A 12,195-nucleotide genomic window follows, 5' to 3' on the forward strand; every position below is an offset into this window, starting at 1 on the left:
GACCTCGCAGAATGCCGGAGCCGACCTGCCAGAATGCCGTGCCGAGACCACGCGGTAACCGGCAGATTGGCCATGAACCCCTTTTCGCTCGGGAAGGGGCCGGTAGATCCCTCCGGAGGCGCTCGTGCCCGTCACCGTTCCGCTGCTCACCCCTGACCAGATCGCCCAGTTGCCCGAAGCGGCGCGCAGCGTCGTGGACTACCGCAAGTCCGGGCTGTCGCTCAACCACATCCAGGGCTGCCCACTGGACTGCGCGTACTGCATCCGTCACACCTACGGCGTGTGGGAGATGACCCAGCCGCGCGCTCTGATGCCCGACGACGAAGCCGTACGACAGCTGGTCGAGCACCCCTACTTCCAGGCACATCACACCCCGGTGCAGATCTTCAACCGGGCAACCGACCCCTTCCTGCCTCGGGTCAAGGGGCACCTGTTCAACGTCCTGGAAGACCTCGACGCACGGGGACTGACCAACCACGTCCTGGTCATCACCCGTTACCGGGTCGACCCGGAGGACTGCGACCGGCTCAACCGGCTGGCCAACATCCGGGTCACGATCCTGGTGACCTTCTCCGGGATCAGCGACAAGCGGATAGAGCCGGTCGCGAGCGAGATCGCCGAGAAGTCTCTCAAAACCCTGCACGCGCACGCGGACCGGTATCGCGTCATCCTGTATTGGCGTCCGTTGGTGCCCGGTCTGAATGACACGCCGGAGCACATGGCCAAAGCCGTCGAGCTGTCCCACCACGCGCACGGGACGGTGTTTACCGGCCTGTTCTACCGCGACGAGATCGCCGACTACTACAAGGCCAATAATCTCCCGGAGCCGTACGCGGACACCGCGCGCCGCAAGATCGTCCCCGAGACCCTGGAGCGCCGGGTCCTGGAAGCGTTCACCGACGGCGCCGGCGGGCCGCTGTTCCGCAAGACCAGCTGCTCGGTCTCGTTCGCCCACGACGTGCCGGACTACAACGGGCACTACGGCGTCCGGGAGCTGTGCGACATCTGCCCGGTCAAGCAGCTGGCGCTGTGCGCACAGAACCATCAGGTCCCGACCGAAGACGCGGTCCGAGACCTCGCGCGCCGGCTACCAGGCAGGGAGGATGTCGAGATCGTGGACATCACCGAACGCGCCGTGCTGGTGGCCGGGCTGGACGAGTCGCCCCGGTACTTCCTCCAGCACGGCCTCGGGTTCCAGTTCCACGACACGCGCCACCCGCACAAGCTCCGCCTGCACGGGCGCGCCGACATCGGGTGGGTCCCGAACGAGGAGACACCCGCATGAGCATGGTCTGGGATGAGGCCGACTACGTCGTCGTCGATGTCGAAGGCAACGGCGCGCGGCCACCAGAGCTCGTCGAGGTGGCCGTGGTGCCGGTCCGGCGGGGGAAGATCGAGAAGGCCAGGACGTGGCTTCTTCGCCCGCCGACGCCGATTTCCTGGCAGGCGCACAAAATCCACGGCATCAGCAACGACGACGTCGCCGACGCGCCCGCCGTCGGAGAAGTTGCCGGAGAGATCCGGGCAGTGCTGGGGAGCGCGATTCCGGTGGGGCACGGGGTGCACGTCGACGTCGACGTGCTGCGTCGATCGCTGCCCGGCTGGGAGGTCCCGGTCGCGCTCGACACGTTGAAGCTGGCGCGACGCGCCTTCGACCTGCCCTCTTACGGGTTGAGCGCCCTGGTCGAGCACCGCCATCTCGCCGACGGTCTGCCTCCGGGGATGCGGGCGCACCGGGCCGACTACGACGCGACCGTCACCGCGCGGCTCTTCGTCCAGATGGCCAGGCTCACGCCAGGCACGACCCTGGAGGAGCTCCGGCAGGCCGGCGCGATGGGCTCATCGTCCAAGCAGGCTCCTGCGGTGGCCGCCGACGCGACGCTGTTCGACCTATGACGGCCCTGATCTCACGCCGTGCCGGTCTGCTGATTGCCGTCGACGGCCCGTCCGGCGTCGGCAAGTCGACGCTGTGCGCGAACCTGAGCACGCTCCTGCGTACCGCGGGCCTCGACGTCCACCAGGCCACCCAGCCTTCCACCGGACCGATCGGCGCCCTGGCGCGCGAGCTGACCCAGACGGTCGCCGGCCACGCCTTGGCGTGCCTGTACGCCGCCGACCGCTACCACCAAGCCACCACCGAGATCGCGCCCCGCCTGGCTGCAGGACAGATGGTCGTCACTGACCGGTACACGGCCTCCGGCATGGTCATGCAACGCCATGACGGCGTCGATGTCGCCTTCCTGGACACCATCAACACACCGGTCCTCGAAGCCGACCTGACGATCCTGCTGACCGGCGCACCCGACGTCGTCCGAGCGCGCCTGACCGAGCGCGGAGCGCACAACCGCTACCAAGACCAGCCCGACGCGACAGCCAACGAAGTGGCCTACTTCCTCGAGGCAGCCGACCGGCTCGCCCAGACGAACGCTCGGATCGAGCGGATCGACACCACCGACCTGGACGCCGCCACGGTTGCCGAGCGGGCGGCAGCGATCGTGCTCGAAGTCCCCCTCGACCTGAAGGAGGCCTCATGACCAGCATCGCACCTGCAACCACTGATCTGGGCGGAACATTCAGCATCGGCGGGGACCTCCCGGTCCGCCGCATCGGGTACGGCGCGATGCAGATCACCGGACCCGGCACTGGTTCCACCCCGCCGACATGGACGGAGCCAAAGCCGTCCTGCGCGAAGCGGTCGACCTCGGGGTCAACCACATCGACACCGCCGACGCCTACGGGCCGGAGACCAGCGAACGCCTCATCCGCAAGGCCCTGCACCCCTACCCGGACGACCTGGTCATCGCCACCAAGGGCGGCATGACGCGCCAGGGCCCGAACCGGTGGGCGCCTGTAGGTCGCCCGGAGTACCTGCGTCAATGCGTCGAGATGAGCCTGCGCCGCCTCGAGTTGGACCGGATCGATCTGTACTACCTGCACCGCATCGACCCGCACGTGCCGTTGGCCGACCAGCTCGGCGAACTCGCCGTACTCCGTGAAGAGGGCAAGATCCGACACATCGGGGTATCCAAGGCCACCCCCACCCAGGCCGAAGCCGCCCGAGCGATCACCCCCATCGCCGCTGTGCAAAACAAGTTCAACCAGCTCGAAGGGGACCGCGCCGTCTTGGAGTACTGCACCGAACAGGGCCTGGCGTTCGTGCCCTACGCACCGCTCAGCGCCGGAACACTCGCTCGCGCCGGCGGCGCGCCCGAAGCCATCAGATGGCTCCTGGACCAGTCGCCCGCCGTCCTACCGATTCCGGGGACGACATCGATCGACCACCTCCACGCCAACCTCGCCGCAGCGACCCGGAAGAAGGCCTGAATGACGCAGCCCGACCTCGCCCAAACAGAACTCGACGACGAGCCCGCACCGGTCGCACCAAGCGCCGAGGCACTGCGTGAGCAGATGGTCAAGGAACTCATCGAGGAGGGCGTGCTCGACGATCCAGCGATCCAATCAGCGTTCCGGGCTGTGCCGCGTGACGTGTTCGCTCCGTCAGGTACTCCGACCGAGCTGCCGTACGCAGTCCACGATGCGCTGCGGACCCGCTTCTCAGCCGAGGGCAGAGCGCTGTCGTCTTTGTCGGCGCCGTACATGCTTCTCTGCACTACCGGCATGCCGTACGCCAAGCACCTCTTGTGCACCTGCCCTGCGTGTAGAGCCGACGCTGACGCTGATGCCCTCGAACTCGATCATGAAGAGCGGCGCGGATCGTTTCGTCCTGGCTTGCCGAACTCAGCGCTCGACGAAGACTTAGGCACATCGCCGACCAGAAGCGCCAGGCTGAACGACAGTTCCAGGACGCTGACAACGACGAGTCCGGTCTCGACGCGCTCGACCGAATGATCACCGACGAGGTGGTGGCTTGAGGCTACAGAGGTTTCAGGAGCGTTGGAGCCGAGTGGCGGGAGCGATCGGTTCTGGCGGAAGGCTGTGGTGCTGCGTTAATCCTGACCGGTCGATGATCAGCGGTACCAGCTCGTCAGGGACGTCTTCGACACCTGGGCCGCCGGCTTGGAGCCACTGGCAAAGCCGGGTGGTCGGCTCGTCGCCGGCGAGGCGTTCGAACCACACAGGCCTGCCCGCTGCCTCCCGCCCGGCGCCGCTCGGACGCGCAACGACGACATCTCCCCGCTCGCACTCGTCCAGGCACTCAGACAGGGTCAGGCGCGCTATGCCGGCCGCACCCAGTCGGCGCAGCCGGGCGAGCTGGCCGCCCGGCATCGTGTCACCCTCACCCAACGTCTCTCCAGCGCACAGACTGCACGCCGTCAGACCAGGGGTCGACGTCGCAGCACGGGCCGGTGAAGTCTCAAGCACTCCCGGATAGTACCCCCCTCGGGTATGACCGGATTCAGACCTGTTGAAAGAGGCGGTGATGTGATCCTCCGTTTCACGCATCGCCGTCTGACACGCTCGCAGCGTGCCGGATAGGGCAGGCAGCCGTCGAAGCTGGCTGCCTCAGTGGTGTTCGTCGATCTGAGCCACGGCGGCCGTGAATTCCCAGTGCCACGGTTCGTACGGTCCCGAGCCTCCCTCTCGGGCCCACGGCGGGTTGTCCCACCCGTACTCGGGTCCGTGCGCTTTGAGCCAGTTCAAGCGCTCACCGGCGTAGCCGTCGGCGCAGATGTCCACCGCAAGCCCCCAACCGTGGTTGGACCGGCCCGGCGTTGCCGTCAGGGTGGGCTTTGCCGCTTTCGCGGCGACCTGCTGCGCGTAGCTGCGGTACCCGTCGGTGATGCATATGGGTTCGCCGAACTGCGCGGTGTATGCCTTGTTCATGCGCGCGAATGCCACGGCCGCGTCGGCACGGATCGGCGGGTGTCCGTCCCACAGGTCGCACAGCTCGCTCTGCGGCACCTGGCCGTTGAGTCCCGCGCCCGTCGCCTCGCCATCGCAACCAGGCAGGACCGGCGGGGCCTTCACCCGCACGGGGGCTGGCTCCTCGACCGGCATCGACGCATCCGGAGACACGGTGACACCAGCGGCAGAGGTTCCGCGTGGTGAACGCTCCTGACTGCGCGACGCTCCGCTCCGCCGGTCGGGCACCGCCGCTGCCATGCTCGACGGCGATGGACCGGATGCCGCCACGGCGTCAGCCGCTCCTGACCGGTTGTGCTCATCGCCGCCCGACGCCCCGGCGTTTGCGGCGACCGTGAACGATGTCGTGGTGGCCAGGGCGATCCCCACGCCAAGAGTCAACGACCATCGTCCTGAGGTCGGAGGTGGCGTGCGACGCGGCGAGGCCGCGTGGCGACCCTTGCGACGCCGTCCTCGGTTACGCCGCGTCTGCGTCTCGGAGCCCTCGGCCAGGGTTAGGCGCCGGGAGGAGGTCGCGTCTCGTCCGTGCCTCATCGCTTCCTCCGACGTAGGCAGTGGTGCGGATCGCGGTGTGGAACGTGTGGTGGGCGACGGGCGAAGACACACCCTCGAGCCATCGGTGTCATGGAGTACCTCTTGGCCGTCGGGCCGACGGATGGCGAGCAGTTCACTGTTCGACCATCGAGGAGAAGGTGGCCCCGCCGTCGGTGGAGGCGAGCACGGTGCCGTTGGCAGCCGCGTAGATCTGCGCGCCTGAAGCGATGGTCAGCGCCTCGGGCTGGCCGTCCAGGTGAGCCTGCTCGGTCCACTCATCGATGGGGTCCTGCGTGGTGTAGACGACGCCGTCCGGGGTCACGCCGGCCAGTGTGCCGTCGTCAGCCCAACTGACGAAGATCATCACCGGTGCGGACTCAACCACCTCGAACGTGGCTCCGCCGTCGGTGCTGTGGGTCAGGCCCTGCTCAGTGGTGGCCACCAGGAAGTCGGCATCCGTTGGGCTGACCGCGAAGTCCGCGATCTGTGCACTGCTGAGCTCTTCCCAGGACTTCTTGTCGGTGCTGGCAAGGAGCTGGCCGGTCATCGAGTTGAGTCCGTACACGCGGTCGTGGCGGTACTCGAGCGCGTGGAAGTCTGCCTGCCCGCTCAGAGAGAGCGTCTTCCAGGTCTGGCCGGCGTCGGTGCTCTCGATGAGGCCGACCGAACTCGGGCCGCCCTGCCCTGGGCCGGGGTGGCCGCTGGCCAGGAACTGGCCCGGTCCGGCGACGGTGAAGCCCATGTAGTCCTGCACTCGGTCCGCGACCGGGGTCGCCCGGCCGTCGGCGATCCGAAAGAGGCCGTGGTGCGTTCCCGCATAGACCGTGCCGTCGCCAGGATCGATCCCGATCCCATGGATGTGCTCCATCTCTGGGGCAGCTCCGGTGTCGCTCTGGCCTTCGTGCAGAGTATCGGCGGCCAGCCTCGGGATCATGAGCGCGGCGACGACAAGAGCGACGGCGAGCGCGATCCCGACGGTCATGACAACAGATCTCGGTCGAGCCACGGCTGGGCCTTTCTGGTGGGCGTACGGGGATCGTCGTCGTGGCGCTGCCTGGTGAGTGTCGTGATCGCCAATAGGATCGCGAGCACCAGGATCACGGCTCCGACGGCCAGGGCGAGTGGGGTCGGGATTCCGGCGACTGTGCTGTGGTGGCCGCCCGTTGTCGGTTCGGATGCGGACGACGCGGCAGCGGGACTCGGACCGGTCTGTAAAGCCCGATCAGCGGGACTCTCCCCGCGGGGCTGGGTGAGCTCTGCCCTCGGGGCTGCCGATGCCGACGACAACAGCTGGCCGTGCGTAGGAGCCAGCAGCAGGGCGAGCACGAAGAACAGCATGGCCACTTGAACGCCGGTGACCCGCGGTCGGGAGCGGAGGTCTGGCGTCGTTCTTGTTGTTGGGTTAGGAGTCAAGTGGGTGTGCATGGGGGTCTTTCGGCTCAGCGGTACCGAGGCTTCCGGGCGACCGGAACGGCGCCCGGTGGGCAGCGTGAGGGGCGGGCCTGAACCCGCCCCTCACGCCAGGTATCGGTCAGCCGACCCGCAGGACTACCGGGTTGGACTGCCAGACCTGGGTGTACCGGACGGACTTGCCCGGCACGGGCGCCTCGATCTGCATGCCGTCACCGGCGTAGATCGCGATGTGGCCGGGCGACCAGAGCAGGTCACCGGGCTGCGCCTGGGACCAGGGCACCTCGGTCCCCGCGTACCGCTGCTCGGACGAGGTCCGGGGAAGGTTGATCCCTACCTGCGCGAAGACGTAGGACGTGAACCCGGAGCAGTCCATCCCCGCCGGGGTCGATCCGCCCCACAGGTACGGCACCCCGAGGTACCGCATCCCGATGGACACGATCGCGGAGCCCTGGGCGGAGGCGGGGATATCGACGGCGATCTGGGCAGCTGCTTCAGCCTCCGCTTCGGCGGCTGCGGCGGCTTCCGCCTCCGCCTCCGCTTCTGCCTCAGCGGCGAGCTGCGCCTGGTACTCCTCATTCTCGTCGGCCGAGACGACGGAGACGGCGGCCGTCTCGACCTTCAGCTCCGCATCGGGAGCGACGGTCACCACGGGCGCAGCGGCGACTGATTCCTTTGCCTGGGTAGCCAGGGCATTGAGATCGACCGAGTTGAGCGTGCCGTTGACGGGCGTGCCGGCCAGCGAAGTGTTGATCGACGCGGGCGCCGGTGCGGCCTGGGCGGGGGCGGCCACCAGGGACAGCAGGACGCCGGAACCGGCCGCGGCTACCACGGCGGTGCGGCCGGCGAACGCGGTGGCCTGCTCGGTGGCGGTTCGGGCGACGTCGGCCAGGACGGGGCGACGCGCCGCCCGGTGACGACCACGGCCGCGCACGGCCGGGTTCAGGTTGAAGCTGGGCTCCATGAAAGCTGGGACCTTTCGGATCGGAGTAGAACCACGCACGCGACCCGGTTCGGGGCGCGCTGAACCGGTCGACACCCAGGTGGGGTGGTGTCGACGGGATGTGGTGGTCTACGTCCGGGAGATCCCGAGAGCGTGCAGCGACGGCGCGGCTGCTACGGCCAGGCCCGACGGCCCCCGGGGGGCGTGGTGCGCGATACCGGGCACCAGCCACTGCTGGGCGAGGTCCGGGGCTTGGGCCAGGTCCGGGAAGGGCGACAGCGTCCGGTCATACCGTGCTGTCGCCGTGCGCTCTTCCGAGCAGTGGGACGGGTCGTCACCGTGGTGTCCGAGGTCCGCCTCGGTGGCCTGGTCCGAGGTGCCCAACCCGGCAGAGGCCGCATGGTGCCCGGCACCGGCATCCGTGAGCGCGCTGGTGTGGCCGGCTTCGTCCAGGTGGACGCCGCACACGGCCTGCACGCCCAGGACAGCGAGCACGAGGAACATGACCGTCAGGACGCTCACGAAACCACGCCGAGGAGCGGCGAGCGGCGAGCGAGCAACACGGTTCAGGTCCATAGCGAGCCCAAGAGTAACGGAATGGACACGGTGTTCTGCAACACCGGGTCGTGATCCGTGCCGTCCGGGGCCTTGGCCAATGCTGTGATGCGTGCTGGTCGCGCTGGTCAGGTGGTTGGGCTCGTTGTGTGGCGGTCCTGTGCGCGACGCCAGCCGTAACGGGTCAACCCGCGCGGCTTGTAGATGTTCAGTGCCAGCGGGACCAGCAGCACGACCAGGCCGCCCACGGCGTGGAACAGGTCCCCGCCGAGCCGGTCGACATCGGCCGTCGGGTTCGCCGCGACAGCCGCTAGGGCCTCGACCTCCGGCAGGTGGAGCACGAGGATCGCGAACGCGAAGGTGGTCAGTACCAGGCTGATCGTCACCCAGTAGTGCCGCAGCAGACCCCAGGGTGTGCCGAGGGCCTGGACGATGCCGGTGGCCAGCGCCGCCGCGGCGAGCGGGATCAGGGCATACCGCAGAACGGGTTCCATCATCAGGTACGCCGCCCGCACGGCCTGCTCGTCATTACTGACGTAGACGGGGACATTGAGGGCGATGTACGCCACGATCGCGCCAAGCCAGCCCACCGAGCTGGTGATGTGGACCGTCAGCATCAGTTTCCGAATCGCCGGAGGCATCAGCATCAGCCGTGCATCCCAGGACCGTGCTCGCCGCCGACGAGCAGCATGACCACCACGAGCACGACGACCGCGATCGCAGCACCCGCGACTAGCAGCTTGGCCCATCGGGGCAGCCCAGGATGGGGCCGTGGGTCGTTGTCTGCCGCCGGGTCCGGTGCGTTTCGCGTCATCGTCGTCTCCTTGGATCGGCCTGGCCAGAACTAATCGTTCGAGACACAGTGTATTGGCTATCGACGGAGTGTCACGCCATCGACGAGGCGTACGATTGCCGGGTGCCGAAGCTGTGGGAGGAATCGATCGATGAGCATCGCCGATCCGTGCGAGATGCCATCACTGAGGCCACCTGGCGACTGGCCCAGGAGCACGGCCCTCTCTCCCTGACGATGTCGCAAGTGGCCGGCGCCGCAGGAATCGGTCGAGCGACGCTCTACAAGTACTTCACGGACATCGAGTCGATCCTTGTGGAGCACCACGAACAGCACGTCGAGGGCCACCTCCGGGCCTTGGAGGACCTGCGCGTGGAATCACGGCCGTCGGGTGCTCGACTCGAGGCCGTTGTCGACGCCTACGCGTCCATCTGTTTCCACCGCGGGAGGCACTCGTCCGTCGACATCCGCGCGCTGGTCCATCAAGGGCCCGAGATCGCCGACGCGGAGCGGCGTCTGCACAGCGTCTTCGCCGATCTGATTGCGGAGGCGGCAGCAGAAGGCCTCGTGCGTACTGATGTCGGCCCGGACGGGCTCGCCGTGTACTGCCGACGCGCGCTGGAAGCGGCCAGCGAGGCGAGCGACCTGGACGGAGTTGCCATGCTCGCGCGGGTGGTGCTGGACGGACTCGGATACTCGACTCAGGCCAAGAACGGCAGCCAGGTAGCAGCGGCCAGGAATCATCGCGGGGCCCATTAGCCTGGGTGGACGGCGCGTCGCCGTGGGAGTGACACACCGTCGCCCGAGGCGCTTGCTGGCGAGCAGGTCCTGAATCGTCAGGGATCCTGCGTGCGATCAGGCACGGGAGATCGAGGGCACGAGATCTCGGGCCACGCCTGGTGCATCGAGGGCGACAGTGCCGACCAGCCGGCCGGCTGAGCTGATGAACCGGGTGATGGCCGCGTTTCGGTCAGCACGCGGGGAAGGCTCGGTAGCTCGGCGGCGATGATGCAGAACCGCCACTCGCGTTGGCCCGCGGCATGCTGAGCGGCGATGAGTCCTGCGAAGGTCGCCTCGTCGAGGTCTTGCATCTCGTCGATAAACAGCCCGAACGCGGGACTTGGTCTCCTGCAGGCCTAGGATTCAATAGCGAGTGCGACCGTAGCCGCAACTGTGCCACAAGTCGCAGTGACGACTCGCATGGCTCAGAACTCAAACCCTGGTGAACGCGAATCTGCTGCCTGGACTGCTGCTCCCCATCCATTAGGGGATAGGTCGACCGCGACGGGCGAACCATCGGGAGCAAGGCCCGCCTCGATTCGCCCCGGAGCACCCTTCGCAAACACAAAGTGGACGAACGGAGGGGCGTCCTTACCTGCAGCGACTACACCGGTATAGAGAGCTTGCTCGTCGGTCAGTTGCACGGCGAGCATGGGATTCAGCTCGTGAACACGCCCGTCGTCGGCACGCACGACGAACGCGTGCGCGCGAGCCGTCAGCGGATTCACCTCGTCGAGAACGAGCGCAATGTAGACCGAGTCGTCAGAAGCTTCGACCAGGATGCTCCTGCTGCCGGCTTGCAGGCGATGTCTTGTGTCCCACCAGGAGGTGATGTCAGTACCTCTCTCAAAAGCAGAGGGTCACGGGCGTGCCGTACTTGGTTGCATAGCCCCAGGCTCCGTGAAAAGGCCTCACGATGAATCCGACCCCAAAAGCGATGGCAACCCGAGGATGCGCCCGCCCCACCATAGATCGACAGGTGCGTAGCGGCGCTGGAACTGCTTACGGACTTCCCGAAGTTTTTCCAGACGCCGTCGACAAGTCGCTGCAACCGAACAGTGGTCACTGCTGCGTCAGGCGAGTAGTTGCACTCGACTTCGCCGAAGAGACCCGACCGCCGTAGCCGTGGACTTAAAGGGCCTTGCTGACGTGCTCTCGGTGCAGGTCGGCCACCCGATCGGCGAGCTGTGGCCCCAGCGTCGCCACAAGCGGCCGCTCGGAGCGGGCGATCAGATGGACGTATGCGCCGGCGTCCGTCAAAGGTGCAGCCGTCTCCGCACCGACCAATCCCGCGCCGAGGATCGCCACCCGGGCTGACCCGGGGTGGGCAGTGTGAAGCAGGTGCAGGTCGACGCGCCGCCGGAGGCATTCGGGCCCGCGGCGGGGCCTTCGACCCGCTCCACACCCTGCGGCGGGTGGCCTGCTGTCTGGTCGGCGGAGAGCAGACCAGTGAGCACGCCCTTGGTGACCAGCGTGCGAATGATGCCACCTGCATCGGCGATCAGGGCCGCGGACAGGTGCGGCGCGTTGGCTCGCAGCTCTCGGAGCACGGCTTGGGCAGCCGCACCATGCCCCACTACGACGACGCCGAACGTGTTCATGCTCCGCCCCTTGCATAGGATACCCGGGCTGGGTATGTTCTCCGGGAACATACCCCCTAAGGGTATCTGTTGGAAGGGATGAACCATGAGCCAGACCACCACGACCTACGCGGTGACCGGTATGACGTGCGGTCACTGCGAGATGTCGGTGACCGAAGAGGTCACCCAGGTGCCCGGAGTGGACGGCGTGCAGGTCAGCGCCTCGACGGGCCGTCTCGACGTGACGAGCTCTGCCCCGGTAGATGACGCGGACGTGCTGGCCGCGGTCGCCGAGGCCGGCTACAGCGCACAGCGGGCCTGAGCACGCCGGCGCAACACACCTGACCCCGACCCCAGAACGAAGGGCTTCTCTCTCATGGCGCATGATCACGCGCACGACCACGGCATGCATGACCACGCCCACGCCCACGGCGATGCGCACGACGGCCCCGCGCCGGCGACCGCCTGCGGGCACGCCGCGGACACCAGCGGCCTGAGCGCCGAGGACGTCGCAGACTGCCCAGTCATGCCCGGCAGCTCGGTCATCAAGACCGACGCCGAGGCCGCGGGCCTGTTCCGCGACTACGACGGCGCCCGGTACTGGTTCTGCTGCGACGCGTGCGGGCCACTGTTCGACGCCGACCCCAAACGGTACGTCACCGCGGCCTGACCCCAGCGGTCGTGGGCGTCCGCCCGGCCGCCCACGACCGTTCCTCTTGCCCATCCACCCCACCCAGCGAAGGCTGACCACCATGAGCCAGGATCACCAGCACCACCAC

General features: G+C 67.8%; 16 protein-coding genes. 8 read left to right on the forward strand and 8 right to left on the reverse strand.

The features are described from left to right. The first annotated feature begins 124 nt into the window (after nt 1–124). The 5 genes from ACFS27_RS13070 to ACFS27_RS13090 all read left to right on the forward strand — a co-directional run bounded on the left by ACFS27_RS13070 (nt 125) and on the right by ACFS27_RS13090 (nt 3,849). A complete protein-coding gene (locus ACFS27_RS13070; RefSeq protein WP_253878204.1) occupies nt 125–1,285 on the forward strand; it encodes a radical SAM protein in 1,161 nt (386 codons plus the stop codon). Next, entirely contained in the window at nt 1,282–1,896 is a 615-nt protein-coding gene (locus ACFS27_RS13075; RefSeq protein ID WP_253878202.1) for a 3'-5' exonuclease, read from the forward strand. Before ACFS27_RS13070 ends, ACFS27_RS13075 begins: the two co-directional genes overlap by 4 nt. Beyond that, entirely contained in the window at nt 1,893–2,534 is a 642-nt protein-coding gene (gene tmk / locus ACFS27_RS13080) for a dTMP kinase (protein ID WP_253878200.1), read from the forward strand. Before ACFS27_RS13075 ends, tmk begins: the two co-directional genes overlap by 4 nt. 127 nt (nt 2,535–2,661) lie before the next feature. Beyond that, the gene (locus ACFS27_RS13085) at nt 2,662–3,324 is read left to right on the forward strand and encodes an aldo/keto reductase (RefSeq protein WP_253878198.1); all 663 of its coding nucleotides are present in this window, start codon (nt 2,662–2,664) and stop codon (nt 3,322–3,324) included. Next, the gene (locus ACFS27_RS13090) at nt 3,325–3,849 is read left to right on the forward strand and encodes a hypothetical protein (RefSeq protein ID WP_377183498.1); all 525 of its coding nucleotides are present in this window, start codon (nt 3,325–3,327) and stop codon (nt 3,847–3,849) included. Nucleotides 3,850–4,464: 615 nt separating this feature from the next. Here the strand turns inward: ACFS27_RS13090 and ACFS27_RS13095 are convergent. The 6 genes from ACFS27_RS13095 to ACFS27_RS13120 all read right to left on the reverse strand — a co-directional run bounded on the left by ACFS27_RS13095 (nt 4,465) and on the right by ACFS27_RS13120 (nt 9,080). Beyond that, complete coding sequence (locus ACFS27_RS13095) at nt 4,465–5,193, reverse strand: M15 family metallopeptidase (RefSeq protein WP_377183500.1); 729 nt, start codon at nt 5,191–5,193, stop codon at nt 4,465–4,467. A 298-nt stretch (nt 5,194–5,491) separates the two neighbouring features. Continuing rightward, a complete protein-coding gene (locus tag ACFS27_RS13100; RefSeq protein ID WP_377183502.1) occupies nt 5,492–6,340 on the reverse strand; it encodes a F510_1955 family glycosylhydrolase in 849 nt (282 codons plus the stop codon). Between the two features lie 549 nt (nt 6,341–6,889). Further along, nucleotides 6,890–7,732, reverse strand: coding sequence for a C40 family peptidase (locus ACFS27_RS13105; RefSeq protein WP_377183504.1), 843 nt, complete (start codon nt 7,730–7,732; stop codon nt 6,890–6,892). Between the two features lie 108 nt (nt 7,733–7,840). Then, nucleotides 7,841–8,233, reverse strand: a complete 393-nt coding sequence (locus ACFS27_RS13110) for a hypothetical protein (protein WP_377183506.1) — start codon at nt 8,231–8,233, stop codon at nt 7,841–7,843. Nucleotides 8,234–8,394: 161 nt separating this feature from the next. Continuing rightward, a complete protein-coding gene (locus ACFS27_RS13115) occupies nt 8,395–8,883 on the reverse strand; it encodes a DUF2269 domain-containing protein (RefSeq protein ID WP_377183508.1) in 489 nt (162 codons plus the stop codon). 29 nt (nt 8,884–8,912) lie between these two features. Beyond that, a complete protein-coding gene (locus tag ACFS27_RS13120) occupies nt 8,913–9,080 on the reverse strand; it encodes a hypothetical protein (RefSeq protein WP_377183510.1) in 168 nt (55 codons plus the stop codon). A 102-nt stretch (nt 9,081–9,182) separates the two neighbouring features. Here ACFS27_RS13120 and ACFS27_RS13125 point away from each other — a divergent pair, with 102 nt between their 5' ends. Then, nucleotides 9,183–9,815 (forward strand): TetR/AcrR family transcriptional regulator, encoded by a 633-nt coding sequence (locus tag ACFS27_RS13125; RefSeq protein WP_377183512.1) that lies wholly within the window; start codon nt 9,183–9,185, stop codon nt 9,813–9,815. Between the two features lie 1,152 nt (nt 9,816–10,967). On the opposite strand, the gene ACFS27_RS13130 is transcribed toward ACFS27_RS13125, so the two are convergent. Both ACFS27_RS13130 and ACFS27_RS13135 read right to left on the reverse strand, forming a co-directional pair. Then, on the reverse strand, nt 10,968–11,144 hold the full coding sequence (locus ACFS27_RS13130; RefSeq protein WP_377183514.1) for an FAD-dependent oxidoreductase: 177 nt from the start codon (nt 11,142–11,144) through the stop codon (nt 10,968–10,970). Continuing rightward, nucleotides 11,093–11,437, reverse strand: a complete 345-nt coding sequence (locus tag ACFS27_RS13135; protein ID WP_377183718.1) for a hypothetical protein — start codon at nt 11,435–11,437, stop codon at nt 11,093–11,095. The genes ACFS27_RS13130 and ACFS27_RS13135 overlap by 52 nt, the downstream gene beginning before the upstream one ends. 85 nt (nt 11,438–11,522) lie before the next feature. Between ACFS27_RS13135 and ACFS27_RS13140 the strand changes: the two genes are divergently transcribed. After that, a complete protein-coding gene (locus ACFS27_RS13140; protein ID WP_377183516.1) occupies nt 11,523–11,738 on the forward strand; it encodes a heavy-metal-associated domain-containing protein in 216 nt (71 codons plus the stop codon). 84 nt (nt 11,739–11,822) lie between these two features. Next, the gene (locus tag ACFS27_RS13145) at nt 11,823–12,086 is read left to right on the forward strand and encodes a YHS domain-containing protein (protein WP_377183518.1); all 264 of its coding nucleotides are present in this window, start codon (nt 11,823–11,825) and stop codon (nt 12,084–12,086) included. Nucleotides 12,087–12,195: the final 109 nt, after the last annotated feature.

The organism is Promicromonospora vindobonensis (assembly GCF_042685865.1).
GTDB lineage: Bacteria > Actinomycetota > Actinomycetes > Actinomycetales > Cellulomonadaceae > Promicromonospora > Promicromonospora vindobonensis.

What these genes read in the sequence shown, in the direction of transcription:
- ACFS27_RS13075 (WP_253878202.1), top strand. Translation starts at nt 1,282, where the DNA reads ATGAGCATGGTCTGGGATGAGGCCGACTACGTCGTCGTCGATGTCGAA.
- tmk (WP_253878200.1), top strand. Translation starts at nt 1,893, where the DNA reads ATGACGGCCCTGATCTCACGCCGTGCCGGTCTGCTGATTGCCGTCGAC.
- ACFS27_RS13085 (WP_253878198.1), top strand. Translation starts at nt 2,662, where the DNA reads ATGGACGGAGCCAAAGCCGTCCTGCGCGAAGCGGTCGACCTCGGGGTC.
- ACFS27_RS13090 (WP_377183498.1), top strand. Translation starts at nt 3,325, where the DNA reads ATGACGCAGCCCGACCTCGCCCAAACAGAACTCGACGACGAGCCCGCA.
- ACFS27_RS13100 (WP_377183502.1), bottom strand. Translation starts at nt 6,340, where the DNA reads ATGACCGTCGGGATCGCGCTCGCCGTCGCTCTTGTCGTCGCCGCGCTC.
- ACFS27_RS13105 (WP_377183504.1), bottom strand. Translation starts at nt 7,732, where the DNA reads ATGGAGCCCAGCTTCAACCTGAACCCGGCCGTGCGCGGCCGTGGTCGT.
- ACFS27_RS13115 (WP_377183508.1), bottom strand. Translation starts at nt 8,883, where the DNA reads ATGCTGACGGTCCACATCACCAGCTCGGTGGGCTGGCTTGGCGCGATC.
- ACFS27_RS13120 (WP_377183510.1), bottom strand. Translation starts at nt 9,080, where the DNA reads ATGACGCGAAACGCACCGGACCCGGCGGCAGACAACGACCCACGGCCC.
- ACFS27_RS13135 (WP_377183718.1), bottom strand. Translation starts at nt 11,437, where the DNA reads ATGAACACGTTCGGCGTCGTCGTAGTGGGGCATGGTGCGGCTGCCCAA.
- ACFS27_RS13140 (WP_377183516.1), top strand. Translation starts at nt 11,523, where the DNA reads ATGAGCCAGACCACCACGACCTACGCGGTGACCGGTATGACGTGCGGT.
- ACFS27_RS13145 (WP_377183518.1), top strand. Translation starts at nt 11,823, where the DNA reads ATGCATGACCACGCCCACGCCCACGGCGATGCGCACGACGGCCCCGCG.